The organism is Bradyrhizobium sp. CCBAU 11386, assembly GCF_028128955.1.
Lineage (GTDB): Bacteria > Pseudomonadota > Alphaproteobacteria > Rhizobiales > Xanthobacteraceae > Bradyrhizobium.
In genome coordinates this window covers 1-20,843 of the sequence record NZ_LBKA01000177.1, presented here as the reverse complement: position 1 = coordinate 20,843, position 20,843 = coordinate 1, and the positions used below count along the sequence as shown (strand labels likewise).

Annotated in this window: 19 protein-coding genes and 1 tRNA gene; 8 read left to right on the top strand and 12 right to left on the bottom strand. The window is 64.4% G+C overall.

The annotated features are described in order from the left end of the window. Positions 1-63: 63 nt before the first annotated feature. A complete protein-coding gene (locus XI09_RS11775) occupies positions 64-534 on the bottom strand; it encodes an Hsp20 family protein (protein ID WP_271566986.1) in 471 nt (156 codons plus the stop codon). Between the two features lie 207 nt (positions 535-741). Between XI09_RS11775 and XI09_RS11770 the strand changes: the two genes are divergently transcribed. Continuing rightward, positions 742-1,689 (top strand): alpha/beta fold hydrolase, encoded by a 948-nt coding sequence (locus XI09_RS11770; protein WP_271566985.1) that lies wholly within the window; start codon positions 742-744, stop codon positions 1,687-1,689. Positions 1,690-1,834: 145 nt separating this feature from the next. Here XI09_RS11770 and XI09_RS11765 read toward each other — a convergent pair whose 3' ends face one another. Then, complete coding sequence (locus XI09_RS11765) at positions 1,835-4,642, bottom strand: di-heme-cytochrome C peroxidase (RefSeq protein WP_271566984.1); 2,808 nt, start codon at positions 4,640-4,642, stop codon at positions 1,835-1,837. Between the two features lie 175 nt (positions 4,643-4,817). Further along, on the bottom strand, positions 4,818-6,614 hold the full coding sequence (locus tag XI09_RS11760) for an adenylate/guanylate cyclase domain-containing protein (RefSeq protein ID WP_271566983.1): 1,797 nt from the start codon (positions 6,612-6,614) through the stop codon (positions 4,818-4,820). Between the two features lie 225 nt (positions 6,615-6,839). Between XI09_RS11760 and XI09_RS11755 the strand changes: the two genes are divergently transcribed. Next, positions 6,840-7,472, top strand: a complete 633-nt coding sequence (locus XI09_RS11755; RefSeq protein WP_271566982.1) for a LysE family translocator — start codon at positions 6,840-6,842, stop codon at positions 7,470-7,472. 65 nt (positions 7,473-7,537) lie between these two features. Further along, on the top strand, positions 7,538-7,948 hold the full coding sequence (locus XI09_RS11750; RefSeq protein WP_271566981.1) for a GFA family protein: 411 nt from the start codon (positions 7,538-7,540) through the stop codon (positions 7,946-7,948). Positions 7,949-7,953: 5 nt separating this feature from the next. Here the strand turns inward: XI09_RS11750 and XI09_RS11745 are convergent, their stop codons facing one another. Continuing rightward, positions 7,954-8,706, bottom strand: a complete 753-nt coding sequence (locus XI09_RS11745; protein ID WP_271566980.1) for a sulfite exporter TauE/SafE family protein — start codon at positions 8,704-8,706, stop codon at positions 7,954-7,956. A gap of 96 nt (positions 8,707-8,802) precedes the next feature. Here XI09_RS11745 and XI09_RS11740 point away from each other — a divergent pair, with 96 nt between their 5' ends. Next, positions 8,803-9,693 (top strand): LysR substrate-binding domain-containing protein, encoded by an 891-nt coding sequence (locus XI09_RS11740; RefSeq protein ID WP_271566979.1) that lies wholly within the window; start codon positions 8,803-8,805, stop codon positions 9,691-9,693. A gap of 78 nt (positions 9,694-9,771) precedes the next feature. On the opposite strand, the gene XI09_RS11735 is transcribed toward XI09_RS11740, so the two are convergent. The 3 genes from XI09_RS11735 to XI09_RS11725 all read right to left on the bottom strand — a co-directional run bounded on the left by XI09_RS11735 (position 9,772) and on the right by XI09_RS11725 (position 13,034). Next, a complete protein-coding gene (locus XI09_RS11735) occupies positions 9,772-10,737 on the bottom strand; it encodes a Bug family tripartite tricarboxylate transporter substrate binding protein (RefSeq protein ID WP_271566978.1) in 966 nt (321 codons plus the stop codon). A 76-nt stretch (positions 10,738-10,813) separates the two neighbouring features. Further along, complete coding sequence (hisN, locus tag XI09_RS11730) at positions 10,814-11,596, bottom strand: histidinol-phosphatase (protein WP_027545664.1); 783 nt, start codon at positions 11,594-11,596, stop codon at positions 10,814-10,816. Between the two features lie 547 nt (positions 11,597-12,143). Next, positions 12,144-13,034, bottom strand: coding sequence for an N-formylglutamate amidohydrolase (locus XI09_RS11725; protein ID WP_271566977.1), 891 nt, complete (start codon positions 13,032-13,034; stop codon positions 12,144-12,146). Positions 13,035-13,411: 377 nt separating this feature from the next. On the opposite strand from XI09_RS11725, the gene cpdR reads away from it, so the two are divergent. Together cpdR and XI09_RS11715 are read left to right on the top strand one after the other, a co-directional pair. Next, entirely contained in the window at positions 13,412-13,771 is a 360-nt protein-coding gene (gene cpdR / locus XI09_RS11720; protein ID WP_007597092.1) for a cell cycle two-component system response regulator CpdR, read from the top strand. A 73-nt stretch (positions 13,772-13,844) separates the two neighbouring features. Next, positions 13,845-13,919: transfer RNA gene (locus XI09_RS11715), tRNA-Val, on the top strand. 190 nt (positions 13,920-14,109) lie between these two features. Here XI09_RS11715 and XI09_RS11710 read toward each other — a convergent pair. Both XI09_RS11710 and XI09_RS11705 read right to left on the bottom strand, forming a co-directional pair. Next, the gene (locus XI09_RS11710; protein ID WP_271566976.1) at positions 14,110-14,589 is read right to left on the bottom strand and encodes a DUF4440 domain-containing protein; all 480 of its coding nucleotides are present in this window, start codon (positions 14,587-14,589) and stop codon (positions 14,110-14,112) included. 150 nt (positions 14,590-14,739) lie between these two features. After that, complete coding sequence (locus tag XI09_RS11705) at positions 14,740-16,038, bottom strand: heme-binding protein (RefSeq protein ID WP_271566975.1); 1,299 nt, start codon at positions 16,036-16,038, stop codon at positions 14,740-14,742. A 453-nt stretch (positions 16,039-16,491) separates the two neighbouring features. Between XI09_RS11705 and XI09_RS11700 the strand changes: the two genes are divergently transcribed. Further along, a complete protein-coding gene (locus tag XI09_RS11700; protein WP_271566974.1) occupies positions 16,492-16,965 on the top strand; it encodes an L-2-amino-thiazoline-4-carboxylic acid hydrolase in 474 nt (157 codons plus the stop codon). A 12-nt stretch (positions 16,966-16,977) separates the two neighbouring features. On the opposite strand, the gene XI09_RS11695 is transcribed toward XI09_RS11700, so the two are convergent. Beyond that, positions 16,978-17,445, bottom strand: a complete 468-nt coding sequence (locus XI09_RS11695; RefSeq protein ID WP_271566973.1) for an NUDIX hydrolase — start codon at positions 17,443-17,445, stop codon at positions 16,978-16,980. A gap of 363 nt (positions 17,446-17,808) precedes the next feature. Continuing rightward, the gene (locus XI09_RS11690; protein ID WP_271566972.1) at positions 17,809-18,900 is read right to left on the bottom strand and encodes an enolase C-terminal domain-like protein; all 1,092 of its coding nucleotides are present in this window, start codon (positions 18,898-18,900) and stop codon (positions 17,809-17,811) included. Positions 18,901-19,060: 160 nt separating this feature from the next. Here XI09_RS11690 and XI09_RS11685 point away from each other — a divergent pair, with 160 nt between their 5' ends. After that, positions 19,061-19,201, top strand: coding sequence for a hypothetical protein (locus XI09_RS11685; protein ID WP_271566971.1), 141 nt, complete (start codon positions 19,061-19,063; stop codon positions 19,199-19,201). Between the two features lie 163 nt (positions 19,202-19,364). Here XI09_RS11685 and XI09_RS11680 read toward each other — a convergent pair whose 3' ends face one another. After that, positions 19,365-20,588, bottom strand: a complete 1,224-nt coding sequence (locus tag XI09_RS11680; RefSeq protein WP_271566970.1) for an ABC transporter substrate-binding protein — start codon at positions 20,586-20,588, stop codon at positions 19,365-19,367. Positions 20,589-20,843 lie beyond the last annotated feature (255 nt).

The window sequence follows — 20,843 nt, the reverse complement described above, 5'->3', positions numbered from 1 at the left end:
TAAGAAAAAACGCCCCGGGGGCACCGGGGCGTTGTCGCAACTCGGAAGTGGCGTGCGTGCGGTTTACGCGGCGACTTGCGCGGCCGAGTTCTCGATCACCTGCGCCTTGGGCGTGCCGGCGTTGATCGCGATCTGGCGCGGCTTCTTGGCTTCGGGAATCTCGCGCACGAGGTCGACGTGAAGCAGCCCGTTCTCGAGCGAGGCGTCCTTCACCTGCACGAAGTCGGCAAGCTGGAAGGCGCGCTCGAAGGCACGCGCGGCGATGCCGCGGTAGAGCACTTCGGACTTCGAATTCTCGCCTGCGGCTTTCTCGCCCTTGATCGTCAGCGTGTTTTCCTTCGCGACGATGGAGAGCTCATCCTTGGCGAAGCCCGAGACCGCAACGGTGATGCGGTAGGCGTTCTCGCCGGTGCGCTCGATGTTGTAGGGGGGATAACCGGGGCTGCCGTCCGAACCGGCCTGGTCGAGCAGGTTGAAGAGGCGGTCGAAGCCGACGGTGGAACGATAGAAGGGGGTGAGATCGTAGGTACGCATGGTCAAGTCCTCCATTGAGCGACTGCTTGCTAACCCGCCCGCCAATCGGGCCGGGCTTTAGTCTGTGTGCAGCCTGATGTTCCGGTTCCGAAACACTGGTAGCGGCCTGCACCATGGTGATATGGGTTCAGGGACACTGCGTTCAAGAGGGCGGCACCGGCGCCTTTTCGGCGCTCCCGCCCCTTGATTTTCAGCATTTCTCGCCCAATGACGCTGATCTCGATTCCGTCCAATCCCGTTCCCGAAGACGTCGTCAGCGGCACCATCAAGACACCCGATGGCGCCGAGCTGCGCTTTGCGCGCTGGGCGCCGCCGGCGAACCGCAAGGGCACGGTCTGCGTCTTCACCGGACGCAGCGAGCAGATCGAGAAATATTTCGAGACCGTGCGCGACCTGCGCGACCGCGGCTTTGCGGTGGCGATGATCGACTGGCGCGGGCAGGGCCACTCCTCGCGCCGCCTGCGCGATCCGCGCAAGGGCTATGTGCGCGACTTCTCCGATTTCGAGATCGACGTCGAGACCTTCGTGCAGCAGGTGGTGCTGCCGGATTGCCCGCCGCCCTTCTTCGCGCTCGCCCACTCCATGGGCGGCACGGTGATGCTGCGCGTTGCGCATGCGGGCAAGCGCTGGTTCGACCGCATGGTGCTGTCGGCGCCGATGATCGACCTGCCCGGCCGCACCACCTCGTTGCCGGCGCGGGCGCTGCTGAAGACGATGCGCATGTTGGGGATGGGCGGCCGCTATGTCCCCGGCGGCGGCGACCGCATCACCGGGCTCGATCCGTTCATCAACAATCCTCTGACCAGCGATCCCGTGCGTTATGCGCGCAATGCCGCGATCCTGGAGGAGGATCCGACGCTCGGGCTGGCGTCACCGACGGTCGCCTGGGCCGATTCCGCCTTTCGTGCCATGCACACCTTCAAGGGCATGAACTACCCTTCCGAGATCCGCCAGCCGATCCTGATGCTGGCGGCCTCCAGCGACACCGTGGTCTCGACCGCGGCGATTGAGGAGTTCGCCTACCATCTGCGCGCCGGCTCCCATCTCGTGATCGCCGGCTCGAAGCACGAGATCCTCCAGGAGCAGGACCGCTACCGCTCCCAGTTCTGGGCCGCCTTCGACGCCTTCGTGCCGGGCACGCCGCTGTTCAAGTGAGGGGGCGAAAACTTCCTGAGGACGGTTGATCGTTTCACAATCTCCGTCATGCCCGGGCTTGTCCCGGGCATCCACGCCTTGTTGCACGATCAAAGAACGTGGATGGCCGGGACAAGCCCGGCCATGACGATGAACCGTCTCTGGCTCACAGCGTCTTCAGATACTCGATCAGGTCGTAGCGCTCTTGTTCCTTGAGCACGCGGCCGATGGTGCCGTCCTTGCCGGGGCCCGGCGTGCCATCGAACGAGTGACCGGCATTGCTGTTGCCGAAGATCTCGGTGCCGTCCGACGCTCGCGTCGAGAAGCGCGACTGCCCGGTCTTGCAGCTCTCGCCGTCGACGACCGCGAAGCCGACCTGCTTCGGATCGTAGTCGCGACCACCACCCATGCAGAACGATTTGGGACGCTCGGCCGCGGGGCTCAGCATCCAGTAGAGCGAAGGCACCGATCCGTTGTGCAGGTAAGGCGCGGTGGCCCAGACGCCGTTGAGCGGGCGCGCCCGATACCAGGGCCGTGGCTCCTTCTTGTCGGGCGGCTGCGGACCGGGATTCGGGCAGTTCTTGCGCTCACCCCACCAGGCCTGCTGAACCTTCGGGGCGATCTTCGCATCGTCCATCGCTTTGCGGCTGACGATGTCGACGAGCACCATCAGCCCGAGCGAGTACGGCATGTCGGTCGACGAGATATCCGGCAGATTGCAGCTCCACCAGGCATTGAGATTCTGCGTGGGATCGAGCTTGAGAAACCCCGGGACCTGCACCGTCCGCGTCTCCAGCACGCTGGCCTGAGCGGGATCGGTACCCATGCCTTTGACGCTTTTCTGGACCTCGTTCAGGAACTTGTCGTTGCCGATGGTCTCCCAGCGCGACGACGACCAGATGCTCTGGTCCGGAAACTCGGTGTCGAACGCGGGATCGTTGACCGGCCCGAGATGGCATTCGGTGCAGATCTGCGCGTAGAGCTTGCGGCCGTTCTTGACGCGTTCACCATCGATCTTCCAGGCATTATCGCCGAAAATGTCCGACGGCCATTTCGGCGATGTCAGTCCGGAGAGCTGCTTTTTCGGATAGGGCGCCGACCCCTTCAGCAGATCCTCGATCCAGTTCAGATTCTTGATATCCATCGACGAGCGGAACAGCGTGTCCTTGGGGCTATTGTCGGACAAATTGAGCAGCGCGGTCACGCCCAGCGCTTCGCCGGCGTTGCGGATCAGCGGTTGTTCGATGGAAGCGTCATATTGCGCGAATTTGAGCCAGGGCACGGTCCAGATCGGCGGGAAGCTGACCGGCGCGTCCTTGGCATGCAGATTCTTTTCGAAGCCGCTGAGGCCGCTGAGCGTCATGTCCTGGGCGAAGACCTGATTGCCGATGCGGTTGAGCGCGTCGAGACGGCCATATCCTTCCTCCGTGTCCTGCTGCGGCTCTTCCCGCTTCGTCTTCTCGTTGAACCTCGTCTTGCCGTCGATGGTTTTCGCGTAGGTCTTCTCCCAGTCGATCAGGAATGTGCTGATCGCACGCAGCTTCTGCTTCAGCGCATCGCGATCCGCATCGCTGGCGGAGGAGCCGAGCACACGGTCGGCGAAGCGCGTAAAGCGGCCCGGCACGATGAGCGTGTAGGCGATCGACAGGCCGGTCGTGACCTCGAGCTTCCGCAGGTCGGTCATAGCCGGGCCGCCGTCGAAACGGACGTCGATGCCTTTGTAGTGGATCTGGCCGGTGTGGCAGGCGGCGCAGGTCAGGCCGATCCGGTCCTCGCCGACCTGGCCGGTCGCAGGATCGGGTACGCCGGTCATGCGCGCAAAGCCGACGGGCAGGCCGTCGACGTTTTCAGCCTGGGTGCCCCAGTTGACCGGCGGATTCCAAAGCCGCGCCGGCACCGGCTTCGTCTTGTCGTAGACGTTGGCGTAGCCGAACCGGCGCAGCGTGGCGTCGTCGGTGCTGATCGTCTGCGGGCTGGGGATGAAGCCGAAGCGCTGCAGATGGTCGCTGTCATGTAGCATCCCGGGCTTTGCGAAGAAATGAAGCCGCGGCTGCTCGAGCGCCATGAACCAGCTATAGGGCACCGGGAAGGTCGCGGTGCCCTGGCTGGCGTGATGAAACCAGTGCCGGTCCTCCAGCGCCCAGTTTTGCTCAAGCCAGTACGCGGCCCGGGGTTCGACGTGCTCCGGCAATGGCGGCGCCACCAGGTCCCCGAGGATACCGGGCAGCATCGGCTGGAATTGATCCGGAAAGCGCAGCGCCACGACGCCAAAGACGAGGAGCGCGGCGACGAGTCCGCCGGCAACGCGCAATATGAGCGAGGGCGGGGTGACCGGCTGGCTGACGACCCGCTGGGTGATCCTATCCGGGAATTTGCGCTCGTTGAACAATGTCCTCACCTCGGCCACGCTGAGATAGCGGTCATCGCCCTGACCCTTGCCCATGATCTTGAGCAGGATCGGCCATTCGAACTTCATCAGGATCGGGTAGTACCAGCGCGATTGTTTGCCGGCGCGCTTGAGATTGTCGTCCATGAAGGTCTGGATTTGCGAGGCGTTGAGCCCGGTCTCGGTGCCGCCATCGGGATCGGCATAGGTGCCGCCGAAACTGGCGAGCCGCACGATCTCGTCCTCGTTGACGCGCCCGTCGACGCCGAGGATGCGCGAGCCGGCACCGAGCTTGTCCAGCGGGCCGCCGCGCAGCGTATTGAGCTGTGCGCCCCAGCAGATGCTTTGCAGGATGTGACAGGCGCCGTTGGCGATCAGCGCGACGCCACGGGTCTGGATGCGGGCCAGAGTCTTTTTCGCTCCCGTCTCGCCGCTCGCATTTGCGATGGTCTGTGACAGCGTCCGGAGAGGCACGGTGCCGCCGTCGACGAAACCTTCGCCGACGAGGCCGCGCAGGAACGGGCAGGGATTGTTCGGCGAGACCTGGATCGAGGGATTGAAGGGGGGCTTCGAGGCGGGGTCGTTCATGGCCCAAATTCCTGAAAACAGCGAATCGTGAAATGCAGACGCGCCGATCAAGCGCGGAAAGTCCTAACAAACCGACAGCAGGGTATACTACCTCAGCGTGTGACGAAGTGTGGCTGAATTCACTGTTGAGTCAATAAGAGCCGAAGCGGGGCGTGAAGCGGCCGCGGCCCGCCGGTCAGGACTCGGCGGCGCGTTTGACGTCGCTCTGGACGAGGGTGAGCTTGCCGAGCGGCACGCCCGCCTTCAGCAGCCCCTCGCGGTAATGGGCGAGGTCCTCGGGCCGCTTCCAGTGGAAATTGCGCAAATGGCGGTCGACGTTCAGGGTCGGGTAGTTGCCCATGAGCACGCGGGTGGCCTCGACGGCCTCGCCGGTCCGCTCCAATTGCGCCAGCGCCGCGGCACGGATCGCCAGCGCCTGCATGTGGTTCGGGTTGATGTAGAGCTGCTCGCGGGCCCACGACAGGGTCGCGTCATACTGCCCCAGCAGATAATGGCTGAAGGCGTTCAGCGCGGCCCATTGGTAGCGCGGGTCGCTGTTGTCGCGCTGCGCGGCCATCGAAAACAGCTCGATCGCCTCGCGGTGCTCGCCGACGACGAAATGGCAGATGCCGAGCACGCCGCGCGCGCCCATGTCGTAGGGGTTGAGCGCGACCGCGCGCTTGGCGGCGTCCATCGCGGCCTCGTAATGCCCTTCCATCGCATGGGCCCAGGACAGGATCGAGAACGCGAAGGAGGAGCGCGGGTCGAGCCGGACGCTGGTTTCGGCGAGGTTCATCGCCTCGGCCCACATCTCCCGCGTGCCCTTGACCCAGCCGAACTGGATGCTCTGGATCTGGATCGTGGCGAGGTAGGCGTGCGCGATCGACAGCTTGGGATCGACCTCGATGGCCTCCCGGAACAGGTCGATGGCGGCGGCCAGGTCCTCCTTGGTCTGCCGGTAGTAATGCGACAGCCCCTTGAGGAAACGGTCCCACGCGGTCACGTCGGTCGAGAGCCGCGCCGGCGCCGAGGCCTCCGCGCGGACGATCTCGGTGGCGATGGCGGCGGACAGGTTGGTGGTGATCTCGTCCTGCATCGCGAAGAAGTCGCCGATGTCGCGGTCGTAGCGCCCGGTCCAGAGCTGCTCGCCGGTCTCCGGTGCGATCAGCTCCGCGGTGACGCGGATCTTGGCTCCGGCGCGCCGCACCGAGCCCTGGATCAGATAGGTGGCGTCGATCTCGCGCGCGATCAGCCGGGTGCTCGTGTTCTTGCCCTTGAAGGCGAAGGTCGAGTTGCGGCTCAGCACGCGATAGAAGGATTGCAGCGACAGCGCGTGGATCAGATCCTCGGTGAGGCCGTCGGAGAAATATTCGTCCTGGGCGTCGCTGAGATTGGCGAAGGGCAGCACACCGACGATGGCGGTGCGGTATTGCTGCGAGAGGGTGGACGCCTCCCTCAGCTCGGGGGCGAGCGCCGGCGCGCCCTCGGGCTTCCAGGTCCAGACCCCGACCGCATCCTTGATGTTCTTGAAGCGATGGTTGCCGGCATCGACCAGCGCCACGGTGAGATGCTTGCTCGCCTCCCTGTAGGCCTTGGCCGAGATGGCGAAGCCACCGGGGCTCGCCACCGATTCCAGGCGGACGGCAATGTTGACATCGTCACCGAACACCTCGTCCTCGTCGGCGATGACGTCGCCCATGTGGATGCCGAGCCGGAATTGCATGGCGCGGTCGGCCGGCAGGTGGTGGTTGCGCTCCGCCATCAGCGTCTGCATCGCGATCGCGGCCTCGGTGGCACCGACGATCGAGGGGAACTCGAGCAGGAAGCCGTCGCCGGTGTTCTTCACGACGCGGCCGCCGTGATTGAGGATGATGGGGTGAATCGCGCTGCGATGGGCCTTGAAGGCGGCATGGGTGCCGGCCTCGTCGCTGCCCATCATGCGCGAATAGCCGGCGACATCGGCGCAGACGATGGCTGCCAGACGTCTTTCCATAGCCTCGGAGCTCCAACGGACCGAGGACCGGCCACGGCGTGGCAGTCGCCTCGAATCCCGCATTTCAAGAACCCTGCCTTTATAGAGCAGATGAGGCCGAGCGAAAGTATGATCCGCATTGCAAATTCGAGGTAAATCCTAGGCAGTCCCGGCGGTGGACGGCGGCGGCCGAACCGATTAAGCCGGACCCCTTGCGACGGGGAGCGGGGCGGCGGGGCACCTCACATGCTGGGCATTCACGAAATCTGGCTCTTCATCCTGTCGGGCGTGCTGCTCAACATCACGCCGGGACCGGACTCCGTCTACGTCATCGGCCGCAGCATGCAGATGGGCTGGCGGGGCGGGGCTGCCGCCGCCTTGGGCATCAGCTGCGGCTGCTTTTTCCACGTCGCGGGCGCGGCGATCGGGCTTTCGGCCCTGTTGATGGCTTCATCCACCGCCTTCTCGATCCTGAAGCTGGTCGGCGCGGCCTATCTGGTCGTCACCGGACTTCAGATGCTGTGGTCGCGCCCGACGCTGGCATCGGCGATCGACGAGCCGGCGCGGAGCTCACTGCGGCGGGTGTTCCTCCAGGGCGTCTTCACCAACGCGCTCAATCCCAAGGTCGCGCTGTTCTTCCTGGCCTTCCTGCCGCAATTCGTCGCGGCCGATTCACCGCAGAAGCCGCTCGCCTTCCTGACGCTCGGGCTGATCTTCATCTGCACGGGAACGCTGTGGTGCCTGGTGCTGGCGGCGTTCGCGGCAAAGGCCGCACACAGGCTGCGAAAGTCCGAAGGTGCGATTGCCTGGGTCAATCGGGCCCTCGGCGGCCTCTTCATCTATCTCGGCGTCCGCGTCGCCATGCTGGAGACGCGGTAACTCGTTCGAACGAATGACAAATGCTGCGCGGCTGGCCCGATAGAGGCCGCGCGAGGGAGGTTTCGATGGTTCGTGGAAGCTGTCTGTGCGGCGCCGTGCGTTTCGAGATCGATCGCGTGCGCGCGTTGACGCACTGCCATTGCGCCAATTGCCGCAAGCTGACCGGGGCGGCATTTGCCACCTACGCCCATGTCGATGCCGACAAGTTCCGCTTTGTCGCGGGCGAGGACATGACGGTGGCTTACGAATCCGCGCCGGGCAGTTTCCGCCACCGCTGCAAGACCTGCGGCTGTCTGACGCCGGGCAAGGCGAGTTATTTGCCGACCGTCAGCATTCCCGCCGGCCTGCTCGATGACGATCCGGACGTCAGGCCCCGCCTCCACGTCTTCACCTCGTCGCGCGCGCCGTGGTGGACCATCCAGGACGATCTGCCACAGCACGAAAAATGGGTGCCGGGTTACGAACCCAAGCCGTAAGCCTCTCAGGCGAGTTCCTTCAACAGAGCGCTGCCTGCGAGATAGAGGCCGAGCAGGATCATCGCGATCAGGAACCAGCGGCGAAACGCTTCCGCCGGCATCCGCGCCCGCACCGACTGGCCGATGAACATGCCGGCAAAGGCCATGGCGAGGCCCACGGCGCCTGGCAGGGCATTGGCTGGCGTCAGCAATCCGCCGGCTGTCAGGTTGAAGGCGAGCGCCAGCGTCGCGGTCGTGAAGAACACGCCCAGCGCCTGCACCAGCTCGTCCTTCTCCATGCCGATCGCCTGCATGAACGGCATCGAGGGGATCACCTGCACGCCGGTCGAGGCGGAGATCACGCCGGTGACCACGCCGACCACGCCGCCGACCCATTTCTCGTTCTGCGGCGCGACGCGGAACTGGAATTTGTTCAGGCCGATCACCGCGTAGATCACGAGCAGGGCGCCGAGCACGATCGTGCCATAGCGCGCATGCGGGCCGGTCAGCGCGCCGGCATTGAGCCAGCAGCCGATCACGGTGCCGATCATCAGCGGCCATAGCCGCCTCAGGATGTCGCGCAAATAGGGGCCGACGAAGGTCTGCCAGATGTTGGTGATGATGGCGGGCACGATCACGATGGCGATCGCGCGGCTCGGGGCCATGCTCACCGCGAGCAGGCCCATGGAGACGGTCGGCAAGCCGAGCCCGACCACGCCCTTGACGAATCCGGCGATCAGGAAGATGGCGGCGATGACAATGAGAAGCGGGTCGATCATGACCTGCACATTGACCGAAGCCGCGCCCGGGCACAATCTGGAGGTTACGGAGACAGCCTTCGCTATGGACGAAGGCTGGGGTTGGAGGAAATCCGGATGCGTTTCGATCTCGTCGATCTCCAGCTGTTCATCGCAGTCGCCGACCAGCGCAGCATCACCCGTGGCGCCGAGCGGTCGCACCTGGCGCTGGCCTCGGCCAGCGCGCGCATCAAGGGGCTCGAGGATGCGCTCGGCGTCGCGCTGCTCAAGCGCGGCCGCCGCGGCGTCGAATTGACCGCGGCCGGCGAGAGCCTGCTCGATCATGCGCGCCTCGTCATTCACCAGATCGACGCCATGCGCGGCGATCTCGCGGGCTTTGCCAGCGGCGTGCGCGCGAGCGTGCATTTCCTCGCCAACACCTCCGGCCTGTCGGAGCATCTGCCGAAGGCGCTGGCCGGCTTCCTGCGCGAGCATCGCGACGTCTCCGTCGACATCGAGGAGCGCGAGAGCACCGACATCGCGGCCGCGATCACTGCCGGCGCCGCCGATCTCGGCTTCGCCGCCGAGCACGCGCTACCCGACCATATCGAGCGCTTCGTCTTCAGCGAGGACCGCCTGACACTGGTGACGTCCAGGCGCGGCCCGTTCGCCGGTCGCCGCCAGATCGATTTCCAGGAGGCGGGCGCGTGCGAGTTCGTCGGGCTCACCAGCGCCACCGCGCTCCAGGTTCATATTTCGAAGCACGCCGCCCGGCTCGGCATGCGGCCGCATTACCGCGCGCGCCTGCGCGATTTCGACGCGATCTGCCAGATGGTCGCCGCCGATGTCGGCGTCGCCCTGGTGCCCGAAGCCGCCGCCCGCCGCTGCGCCAAGCTGATGCCGCTCGCCACGGTCCGCCTGCGCGATGCCTTCGCCAACCGCAAACTCGTGATCTGCGCGCGAAGCTTCAAGACGCTGCCGCGGCCGGCCAAGATGCTGGTGGAGCATTTGCGGGCAGAGGCAGTGTGAGGGCGGGTGCTGATGTGAGCCTGCGGCGTGGCCGCGAACTCAGCTGCCTCGTGGCGGCGTCACGACTCAAACCGCTGATCACTTCGCCGTCTCGACCCCGGCGTTCTTGATCACCTTCGTCCACTTCCTGGTCTCGTCCGCGATGAATTGGCGAAAATGCTCCGGCTCGTCGCCGATCAGCGTCGCGCCTTGCGCGGCGAGCTTTTCCTTCACGGCCGGATCCGCCATCGCCTTCGTCGCCAGGCCATGCAGCGCTACGACGATCTCCTTCGGCGTGCCCTTGGGCGCGACCATGCCGTACCAGTTCTCGATGCGAAGATCAGGAAAGCCTGCTTCCGCGGTGGTCGCCACCTCCGGCGCCGTCGGCGCGCGCTCGGCCGAGCCGACCACGATCGGCCGCAAGGCGCCGGCCTTGACCTGCGGCAGCAGCACCGGAAGATCGAGGAACGTCATCTGCACCTGCTGGCCCAGCAGGTCGTTCACCGCGGGCGCGGCGCCGCGATAGGGCACGTGCACGATGTCGATCTTGGCCGTCAGCTTGAACAATTCGCCGGCGAGATGCGGCAGGCTGCCGGGGCCGGAGGAGGCGAAGTTGAGCTTTCCCGGCTGCGCCTTGGCGAGCGCGATCAGCTCGCCGATGTCCTTGGCGGGCACGTTGGTGGCGACGACAAGCATTTCCGGCACGGTCGCAACCAGCGTCACCGGCGTGAGGTCGGTCAACGTGTCGTAGGCGACCCGCTCCATGCTCGGGCTGATCGCGAGCGCGCCGGCGCTGGAGATGGCGATGGTGTAGCCGTCGGGCGCGGCCTTCGCGACCGCATCGGTGCCGAGCACGCCGCCCTGGCCGCCGCGATTGTCGATCAGCACCGGCTGGCCCGATAGCTCGGACATGCGCTGGCCGATCACGCGCGCGATGATGTCGTTGGGGCCGCCGGCCGGGAACGGCACGATCAGCTTGATCGGCTTGGCCGGAAAATTCTGGGCGGAGGCGAGGGTGGGAAACAGAAGCAGGCTCGCGAGGACGAGCTTACGCCAGTTTTTCATACAAGCCCCCCTGAAGCATGATCCGGAAAAGTGTGCAGCGGTTTTCCGAATGGATCATGCGCAAACGATAGGTCGCCTATCCGTTGAGCAGTTTCATTGCTTCTTCGTGAACCCTGGCGTCGCCGGCCGCGATGATGCGGCCGCCGCCCTGGGCCGGCTTGCCTTCCCAGGTGGTGACGACGCCGCCGGCGCCGGTCACGATCGGGATCAGGGCCGCGATGTCGTAGGGCTTCAGCTCGGTCTCGACCACGAGATCGACGTGGCCGGCCGCCAGCATGCAGTAGGAGTAGCAGTCGCCGCCATAGCGCGACAGCCGCGCGCCCTTCTCGATGCGGCCGAAAATGGCGCGGTCGCGCTCGTTCATCAGCAAGGGGCTGGTGGTGTAGGTCGTCGCCTCCGACAGCGACGCGCAGCGGCGGACCTGGAGCCGGCGCTCGCCGGAGGGGCCTTTATAGTTGGCCGAGCCGTTGTCGCCGGAAAAACGCTCGCCGATGAAGGGCTGGTGCATCATGCCGAACACCGGCGCGCCCTTGTGCAGCAGCGCGATCAGCGTGCCCCAGATCGGGAACCCGCCGATGAAGGACTTGGTGCCGTCGATGGGATCCAGCACCCAGACATAGTCGGCGTCCTCGCGCTCATTGCCGAATTCCTCGCCGACGATGCCGTGCTGGGGGAAGTTGGCCTTGATCAGCCGCCGCATCACCGCCTCCGCGGCGCGGTCGGCTTCGGTGACGGGATCGAAATCCTTGGTCTTGCTCTTGTCGTCGATCGACAGCGAGGTGCGGAAGAACGGCAGGATGGTTTCGCCGGAGGCGGTGGCGAGCCGTCCGATGAAGGCTGAGAAGTCGATCACCGTCACGGCGCATCCTCAAAACGAAAGTCGGGTGAAGCTCGCATCTGCCTATCTCAATTCGCCTCTCGCGTGCAGCGCTGACTTGATTTGCACCCTGGTATTTTGGATGCGGAGGCCGGTTGCCTCATCCGAGCCATATGCTGGCCAAATATCGATCATTGAGTTGAAAACTTAGTTCCGAACATGCCTTGTTCGTATGCAAATGACTATCAACCCATTGAATTTCCTTATCAAAGAAACTGAATCTGGGTTTCTCTGGAAGCAACAGAGCCATGTGTGTTTTGCATGGGAAACGGCTCAAAAGCCCTTGCACTTTGTGCGGCGCGGCCGCATATTGTTGCGGTGCGGTAGCGCTTTGCGTTACCGCTGCCCTCCTTGGGCGTTTCCTCCCTAGACTTGGGCCGCTTCTTCATCAGAAGCGGCCCTTTTTTCTTTGGGCCGTCTGTTTCGCTTCAGCTGCGCGAAAACGCGAAGTGAAGATCCGGCGTCCGATACGCTCGCAGCTGTGTTCGGTCCTTGATTCGCGACGTGGTCGCGCGATGTCGGCTTGCGCCTATTCCGCCGCGGCCTGGAACGGGCCGAGATCGCCGAACGGCATCGTGCTCGCCAGCACGTCGGCGAGGACGCCGAAGTCGGTTGCCACTTGCGCAAAGCGCGGACTGCGCTCGCGCCGTCGCTCGTCCATGTAGATCGCGCGGTTGAGTTCGAGCTGCACCGCGTGAAGCCCGCTCGCCGGGTTGCCGTAATGCTCGGTGATGAAGCCGCCGGCATAGGGCTTGTTGCGGCCGATCGAATAGCCGAGCCCGCCCATGGTCTCTTCGACCCGGTCGGGCAAGAGCGGCGTGCAGCTCGTACCGTAGCGGTCGCCGATCACGATGTCGGGCCGACGCGGCTCGTCTCTGCTGACGCCGACCGAGGGCATCGAGTGGCAGTCGACCAGCACCACGGTGCCGAACCTCTGGTGCACCTTGTTGATCAGCCGGCGCAGCGCGCGGTGGTAGGGCTTGTAGAGCGTCTCGATCCGCGCCAGCGCATCGTCGACCAGGATGCGGTCGCGATAGATCTCCTGGCCGTCGCCGACCACGCGCGGAATGGTGCCGAGGCCGCCGGCGACCCGCATCGAGCGGGTATTGGCAAAGCTCGGCAGCCGCCCGGTGAACATGCGGGGGTCGAGTTCGTAGGGCTCGCGGTTGACGTCGACATAGGAGCGGGGAAAGTTGACCCGCACGGTCGCAAAGCCGCGGGCGCTGAGATGGCCGATCAGCTCGTCCATGAAGGAGTCTTCCGACCGCCGCAGCGTCGGCAGGTCGATCCTGGAGGCGTTGAGGAATTCGTCCGGATAGGTCGAGCCGGAATGGGGCGAGTTGAAGATGACCGGCGCGCGCCATTCGGCGGGCTCGACGATCTCGAAGGCTGGCGACATCTCGCCGTCAAACCGGGTCATCTTCTCAGGCTTCGTCCCTTATTCCCAGGCTTCGTCCCTTCACGCCACAAGATCTGGCCCCGCAGGATCCTGCAAGGTCCGGCAAAGGCTTGAACGGATTGATTCGGCCGGTCGAGCGGCTCTTATGTGTCGTCATTGTCTGGAATCGCAACCATTCTGCCAAGCGAAAAGATGTGATCTGCGCTGGAACATGTCTTAACCGTGCGCGCAGCGAGGCGGGGATCGTCTGGTCGGCTTCGATTGATTCGAGCCGCATTCGGGTTCACAAGGAGCCGGCAGCGCGAGCCGTCCAGGGTAAAGATTTTCACCCCAAATTTACCCTCTGTCGGGCTTAGTGACCTCTGCTGATATCCTCTGGGGATTCGACGTTTCCTGCCATGCCAAAGATCCTGCTCGCCGAAGACGACAACGACATGCGCCGTTTCCTGGTCAAGGCGCTGGAAAACGCCGGTTTTCAGGTCTCGTCCCATGACAACGGCATGGCCGCCTATCAGCGGCTCCGCGAAGAGCCGTTCGAGATGCTGCTGACCGACATCGTGATGCCGGAAATGGACGGGATCGAGCTCGCCCGCCGGGCCTCGGAACTCGACCCCGACATCAAGATCATGTTCATCACCGGCTTCGCCGCGGTCGCCCTGAACTCGGATTCGGACGCCCCCAAGAACGCCAAGGTGCTGTCCAAGCCCGTGCATCTGCGCGAATTGGTCAGCGAAGTGAACAAGATGCTGGCGGCCTAAATCGGCCCCCCTTCCGTCCTTGCGCCGGGTCCCCTGAGCCGTTATAGGGACCCCACCGATGAAATGACCTCTAGGGCACGTAGCTCAGCGGGAGAGCACTACCTTGACATGGTAGGGGTCACAGGTTCGATCCCTGTCGTGCCCACCATCCTTCGCTCGCGATAGCCGAGAGAAGGATGCCGCGCCGAAGCCAAACGGGCGCAGGCGGGCTGCCGCCGCGAGCTTCGGCCAGGCAAGCCCAAACAATCCACCATTGCGCTGCGCTCCATCCGGGCTTCGGTTCTGGATCGCAACTATTTCAGTTCCGTGTTCGCGACCGGCAGGACGGAGGCGACGGATCAGCCGTTCGCATCCCGCACGTAGGTCTGGCTGATCAGAAACGTATTCTGTTGGGGTGGCTTGCCGGGAAGGCCACGCGTGAACACGATGGGAACGAGGACCTGCATGATCTCGTTCGAGATCACGGCGACGTGGAATTTCGACATGTCGGGTTCGAGGTGCCAGGTGCCCTCGTAGTAGCCCTTGAAGCGGTCCGCGACCGCATCACGGCCTCTGGTTTCGACGCCTCTCGCAAACAACAGCGTGCCGGGCGAATTCCACAGCATGGCCTTCACGTCGTCCGCGTCGTGCACATTCTGCGCGGCAATGAATTTTTCGAAGATGGCTCGCGCCGCCGCATCATCTGCCGCGGCCAGCGCCGGTCCGGTTGACCAGGCGGTCGCCGCGAGAAACAGCGCTGCAGCAATTGCCGCAAGATGACCGCGCCGCGCAAATTGTCGTAGCCTGATGGAGCCTGGAGACATCTTGGAAGGGGGCATGATCATCTCTCTTTTGGATGACAATGATCATACCATTGATCGTCTCGCCGGCTTTTCAGGATCGCGCGAGCGGCGGTCACTGTTGCATCACGGATGCGTTGGTTCAGGCCACGTCCCGATGCCGCGGAACGTGGCGCACCGCCATCCGCCTCACGTCAGCGGCAACAGATGATCCGGGATCGGCACGGGTGCGGCCGGCACGAGCGATGCGACGGAGACGTGTGGCCAGGTCAGGCCGGCGAAATCCAGCATGACCTTCTGTGAATACTGGATCTGCGTCGTCGCCACCCTGACGTGGCCGCCCTTGAATCCCTTGTTGGGCACGAACGGGATTGCGGCGACGAAGCTCGGAACCAGCGGCACGTTGCTCCGCTGGCGCGGTTGCAGGATCACCGGCGGGGTTCCGGGCGGCAGGGCCGGCACGTCGATGTCGTAAACCACCGTCTCGATCCAGAACACCGCGTCCATCTGGAAGGCATTGGCGTTCGCGCCATTGCCGCCGGGCGGCGGAACGGGCAAGCCCTGAAGGAAGGCGATGTTCGCGGTGCCGCCGGCGAAGCTCGGCGCCTGCGGATGCGGGCCGGGCGAGGGGATGGCCGGCAAGGGGCCGCCGGACAGCGGCGTGCCGGGCTTCGTCGATGTCTCGATGACGATGGTCTGCGTGATAGTCTGATGCGCGATCTGATTGCGCAGCACCGTGTTCGGGTCGGTGATCATCGCCTGGGTGAGCTTGCCGGAGGCCATCAGTGCGGTCAGATCCTGAGGTAGCCTGCGGGTCGTCTTGTTGGCCGCAGTCTGATTTTGGAATGGGATCTTGTTGCCCGGATTGCCGCCGATGAACGGGGTGATGTCGATCGCCGCGATGGTCGGTTTGCCGGCGACCGGAGGCAGCGCGGTGCCTTGCGCAACGACCGTCGTGCCGTGCGGGATCGACGCCATGCGCGCAACGGTGAATGGCTCGTTCGGATGGGTGGTGGCGGGCACCGCCAGCCAGATGCCGGGTTCGAAGTGAATGCCCACGGGCGTTCCCGTGGTGATATCGTTGATGGTCTGGAGATAGGGCACGCCGTTGAGGAATGCATCTGCCTGCTGCAGCGAGCCGCGATTGGGAATCGAGCCGAGATTGTTCGAGAAGGACATCGTCTCGTCGGTGAGATTCAGCTCCAGCACGTTGTCGTCCGGGTCGGTGGTGTTGATCGGCCCCGGCATCGGCGTCGGCGTGATCTTGCTGTCGGGCCGGAAGATCGTATTGAACCCCTGTCCGGTGAAGGTGCCCGTGAAGGCCGACAGCGGACCGAGGATGGGCGGCAAGGTGATCGGCGGATGCGCGGCTCGGGCAGCTACCGCCGCGGCGGGCAGCGCTGCGTCCCTGAACACATTGTCGACCTGGTGGATGGAGAAATTCGCGGTCTTGGTGAATGCACTCGTGAGTGATTTGGGCTCGTCCATGATGATCCTCGTGACGCTGCAACTGTCGATGCCGGCATTCCCCCGGGCCGGCTGTCCGGGCAGGTGAGTCTTGCGCTATTGCGCCTCGTGATCCCGCCCGATGCCGGGCATCACAACATCGTTCACGCGCGCTCATGCGCGCGTGCTGATTGAGAACATCGAGCGGTCTTACGTTCTTGGCCGGACCGGATGCTGAACGGATCTGCGTGAATCGATCGTGATTTTCAACTTACGGTTCAGGCAAATGTGCGGTCGGGAAATGGGCGAGCGCTGCGAACTGAGCGAAGCATTGCTTCCTTCTCCGTGCTCGAAAATGAGATCATCAAAATGGATGTCGGGCGCCTGGCCGGCTTCGGTTATGCTGGACTATCATACAACCTTAAGGTGGTCGCAAATGTGTTCCAGGTCACAGGGCCAAAGAGTCGCAGCAACGAGAAGCGAGCGAGGCTGCCCATGAGCGTTTCCGTCATCGAACAGGCAAAAATCCAGGCGCAGGTGCTGGTGCCGCTGGTCAGGGCGCTCCAGGCCGAGCTCGGCGAGGCGCGCGCCAACGCGCTGGTGCGCAAGGCGCTCGGCGACCTCTATCGCGGCTTCGGCGAGGAATTCTGGAAGGCCAAGAACGAGAGCGATCTCGGCAAGGCCGTCTCGTCGGCGTTCAGGACCTATGCCCGCGACGATGCGCTCGCCTATGACGTGATCGAGCAGAGCCACGACGCCTTCGCGTTCGACGTCAAGCGATGCGCCTATGCCGAGTTCTACAAGGCGCTGGGCGAGCCGGAGCTCGGCTTTCTCCTGATCTGCACCGCGGACTTTGCGACCGCCGAAGGATTCGGCCCCGACGTCAGGCTCACGCGCACGCAGACGATCATGCAAGGCGCCGGTCATTGCGATTTCCGCTACCGGCGCGATGACGGCGGGGCGCGATGAGAGGGGCGCCTCTCACGCAGTCCCGTCTCTCGCACCGAGCAGCAAGCCCTTCAGTCCGCCCGGATAGAGGCTGGGTCCGCCCTCCACGTCGAGATCGGCGAGGTCGAACCAGCGCGCGACGATCTGCTCGCCGTTGTCCTCGCGGAAATCGATGCGGTCCTGGCCGTTGAACGCGCCGTCCGGAAATGCCACCTCGGCGATGAACATCACCTCGTGCCCGATGGCGTCCTCGTGCGCAAAGATGTTCTCCATCATCAGCGGTTCGCCCGTGATGGTAATGTCGATGCCGAGCTCTTCGTGGAATTCCCGCACGAGCGCCGTCCGCCAGCTCTCGCCGAACTCGATCTCGCCGCCGAGCGGGCGCACGCCCTTGATCCGGCCCATATCGTCGCGAACCTCGGCCGCGAGCAGCCGCCCGTCACGCCAGTGCAGGCCGATCGCGACGACTCGGATGTGCGGGTGAGGGCGCCATGTGGTCATGGAGCATCGATAGTCTGCTTCCCGCCTCTGCGCAACGCGTTGTGCGAAAACATCGCGCTGTCGCCCCACACGCCGTCATTGCGAGCGTAGCGAAGCAATCCAGTCCGTCATCGCGGAAAGATCCTGGATTGCTTCGCTGCGCTCGCAATGACGATGATGAAGCAGTTGTACACTGCTTCCCGATGTCGTCCTGGCGAAAGCCAGGCCCATACCGCGTGATCCCTCGATTGTGGATGCGCGCAGTACCGAACCGCGAATCTTCGCCAAACGACGCCTTGGGGTAATCGCGACGAGCGCAGGGCGCTCGCGCGGAGGTCCTGGCTTTCGCCAGGACGACGTCGGTGTTCGCGGCGGCAGACGTGATCACCCCACCAGATATTTCCTCACCGCCGCCTCGTCCCACGCGATGCCGTTGCCCGGCTCCTCGGTCGGCAGCGCAAAACCGTCCTTGATCGTCAGCCGCGTCGAAAGCACCGCGTCGGCCCAGTCGACATATTCCAGCCAATGCGCGGTCGGCGTCACGCACAAAAGATGCGCGCTGACTTCCGAGAACAGATGGGTGGACATCTCGATGCCGGCGGCATGCGCGAGCGCGGCGGCGCGGAGCCAGCCGGTGACGCCGCCGATGCGCTGCACGTCCGGCATCACGTAGTCGCAGGCTTCCGCCGACAGCGCTACTTGCATCGCGAAGGCGCTGTCGAAATTCTCGCCGATCTGGACCGGCGTGCGCAGCGCGTCCGCGATGCGGGCGCAACCCTCGTAGTCGTCGTGGCGGATCGGCTCCTCGATCCAGGTCAGTCCCTCGTCGTCGAGCATCTCGCCGCGGCGGATGGCTTCGGTGACCGTCAGCGCCTGGTTGTAGTCGCACATCAGCGTGACCTGATCGCCGACGGCTTTTCGCACCGCGCGCACCACCGCGAGATCCTCCCGCGCATCGGGCCGGCCGACGCGGATCTTGGCGGCGTGAAAACCCTCGGCCAGCAGCTTGTGCGCCTCCTCGACCGCTGCGCGCGCCGGCATGATGCCGAGCCCCTTCGAATTATAGGCCTTGACCGGTTTCGGCGCGCCGCCGAGCAGCCTCGCCAGCGGCAGACCTCTGCTGCGGGCCAGCGCGTCCCAGGCCGCCATGTCGATGCCGGATTGCGCCAGCCGCTGCAGGCCGGCGAGGCCCAGCAGCGTGAAGCGCTGGGTCAGCTTGCGCTCGATCTCGAACGGCAGCAGCTCGTCGCCGGCGAGCAGCTCCGACATTTCCGTGACCATCGCCGTCAGAGGCTTCAGGGCCGACGGCGTGATCGAGAACAGATAGGCGTGCCCGCGGGCGCCCTGGTCGGTCTCGCAGTCGATCAGCACCAGCGGCGCCCTGGCGACCGCGCCGGTCGAGGTCTGGAGCGGCAGGTTCATCGGCACGATCACGGGCCGCGCAATGAAGCGCTTGATGCGGACGGTCTCGGTCATGGGCACTGGTTCCGGATTTATCAACGCAGGTTGATCCCGATCTTAAACCTTCGTGATGAAACGGAAAGACGCTTGGTGCGACCACCATAAAATGGGGTTGCGCGCGCCCGCTTTTGTTGGCTCTGTGCCGCCGCGGGCTTTGCCGCAAATCGCGAGAGGTTTGCGACAAAAACGCACACACCGGAGCCACAGCGCGCCCGGCCTCGAGCTCTATCTCGATCCCGCGTTGGTGAAATCAGGCGACGCCGCAAGGGTCCGCTCGCTGCTGGAAAGCGCGCTGGCCTCGCTGAAGCCGGCGTGAGGTTCAGAGCTATCGCAGTCCGACGCCTGGGGCACCGAAGTATCCGGACCGTCATGGCCGGGCTTGTCCCGGCCATCCACGTCTTGCCACGCAGCACAAAGAACGTGGATGCCCGGGACAAGCCCGGGCATGACGGTTGCATCGGTTGCATTTAGATTGAATGTCACCGTGCCGCGCCCTCCGTGAACGCCGTCTCGATCACCTCGCCGAAGGGCTGCCAGGAGCGGCCGTCAAACTGGACCAGCCGCATCTGCTTGATCGGCAGATAGCTGTTGGGCGAGGTGCTCATCCTGATGTTGGGCAGCGCAACGGAGGGCTGATAACTCTTGAGCGAAGCCGCCTGACGCATGATGTTCTCGCGCGAGAGGTCGTCGCCACATTGCTTCAGCACCTTGGTCAGCGCCTCGGCTGCGGCGTAGCCAAAGACGGCCGCGCTGTTGTTCGTGCTTTCGACCTGATGGTACCGGTCCATGAAGGCGAACCAGTCCTTCATGGCGGGATCGTCTTTCCATGCGGGGTCGCTCGGATCCTTCAGGAAGGCGGCCGAGATCACGCCGGCCGAATTTTCCAGGCCCGCCGGCGCCATCGCATTGGCGATCGAGGCGGAGGCATCGTTCACGATGAAGACCGGACGCCATTTGAGCGACGCCGCCAGCTTGATCACCTTGGACGCCGTCGACGGCACGCCGAGAAAGACGAAGATATCGGCGCCCGCGCGCTTCAGGATCGAGACGTGCCCTTCGAGATGCTCGTCGTTGATGTCGAAGGCGATGTCGACGAGGACGAGCCGGTTGAGGTCGCCGAGACCTTCCTGGATGCCCTTGTAGAGCATGCGCCCGAACTGGTCGTTCTGCCAGAGCACGACGATCTTCTTCCTGGGATAATAGGCCTGGATGTAGTTGGCGTAGATGCGCCCCTCCGACCGAAACGACGGCTGCCAGCCCATGGTCCAGGGAAACGCCTTGGCCTGGCTCAGCTCCTCGTCGCCAGAGGCGAGGAAAAGCTGCGGGATCTTCTTCTCGTTCAGATACCGGCGCGTGGCGAGATTCCCGGGCGTGCCGAACGAGCCGAACATGAGATGGACGTCGTCCTGCTCCACCAGATTGCGGGTCAGCTCCAGTGCGGCCGCCGGATCGGAATTGTCGTCGCGGGTGATGAAGCGGATCTTGCGTCCGTTGATGCCGCCGCGCGCATTGATCATGTCGAAATAGGCGGCCTCCGCCGTCCCGATCGCGCCGAATTCCGAGAGCGGCCCCGAATACGGCATGACATTGCCGATGCGGATTTCGTTGTCGCTTGCGGATTGTTCTGCGTGTTGCTGCGACATCGCGCCGAGCGAGGCGAACGCGACCACGAAAACGAGCAGCATCCTGCCGACGATGCGCATGTCCGACACCTTGATGTTGGCCCCACATGGAGGTCGGCTCAACCGGTCAAGCCCGCTTGATCTAGGTCAAGCGTTTGTCAATCGTGTGGCTTGACGGTTCGTTTTCGAAGCAGCGCACCTGTCATCCTCGAACGAAAATGGCAGGCGTGCTGACGCGCCGATCGTGGCGGGCCGCTAGGGTCCGGACTCAATTGAGCCACCAGATTACGGCTGCGGCGATGAAGGCGCCAGCGAGGAAGTTTCTTGCGAGCTTGT

Excerpts from the sequence above, each read along its gene's own strand:
- XI09_RS11775 (WP_271566986.1), bottom strand. The coding sequence starts at position 534 with ATGCGTACCTACGATCTCACCCCCTTCTATCGTTCCACCGTCGGCTTC.
- XI09_RS11770 (WP_271566985.1), top strand. The coding sequence starts at position 742 with ATGACGCTGATCTCGATTCCGTCCAATCCCGTTCCCGAAGACGTCGTC.
- XI09_RS11765 (WP_271566984.1), bottom strand. The coding sequence starts at position 4,642 with ATGAACGACCCCGCCTCGAAGCCCCCCTTCAATCCCTCGATCCAGGTC.
- XI09_RS11760 (WP_271566983.1), bottom strand. The coding sequence starts at position 6,614 with ATGGAAAGACGTCTGGCAGCCATCGTCTGCGCCGATGTCGCCGGCTAT.
- XI09_RS11755 (WP_271566982.1), top strand. The coding sequence starts at position 6,840 with ATGCTGGGCATTCACGAAATCTGGCTCTTCATCCTGTCGGGCGTGCTG.
- XI09_RS11750 (WP_271566981.1), top strand. The coding sequence starts at position 7,538 with ATGGTTCGTGGAAGCTGTCTGTGCGGCGCCGTGCGTTTCGAGATCGAT.
- XI09_RS11745 (WP_271566980.1), bottom strand. The coding sequence starts at position 8,706 with ATGATCGACCCGCTTCTCATTGTCATCGCCGCCATCTTCCTGATCGCC.
- XI09_RS11740 (WP_271566979.1), top strand. The coding sequence starts at position 8,803 with ATGCGTTTCGATCTCGTCGATCTCCAGCTGTTCATCGCAGTCGCCGAC.
- XI09_RS11735 (WP_271566978.1), bottom strand. The coding sequence starts at position 10,737 with ATGAAAAACTGGCGTAAGCTCGTCCTCGCGAGCCTGCTTCTGTTTCCC.
- XI09_RS11725 (WP_271566977.1), bottom strand. The coding sequence starts at position 13,034 with ATGACCCGGTTTGACGGCGAGATGTCGCCAGCCTTCGAGATCGTCGAG.
- cpdR (WP_007597092.1), top strand. The coding sequence starts at position 13,412 with ATGCCAAAGATCCTGCTCGCCGAAGACGACAACGACATGCGCCGTTTC.
- XI09_RS11710 (WP_271566976.1), bottom strand. The coding sequence starts at position 14,589 with ATGCCCCCTTCCAAGATGTCTCCAGGCTCCATCAGGCTACGACAATTT.
- XI09_RS11705 (WP_271566975.1), bottom strand. The coding sequence starts at position 16,038 with ATGGACGAGCCCAAATCACTCACGAGTGCATTCACCAAGACCGCGAAT.
- XI09_RS11700 (WP_271566974.1), top strand. The coding sequence starts at position 16,492 with ATGAGCGTTTCCGTCATCGAACAGGCAAAAATCCAGGCGCAGGTGCTG.
- XI09_RS11695 (WP_271566973.1), bottom strand. The coding sequence starts at position 17,445 with ATGACCACATGGCGCCCTCACCCGCACATCCGAGTCGTCGCGATCGGC.
- XI09_RS11690 (WP_271566972.1), bottom strand. The coding sequence starts at position 18,900 with ATGACCGAGACCGTCCGCATCAAGCGCTTCATTGCGCGGCCCGTGATC.
- XI09_RS11680 (WP_271566970.1), bottom strand. The coding sequence starts at position 20,588 with ATGCGCATCGTCGGCAGGATGCTGCTCGTTTTCGTGGTCGCGTTCGCC.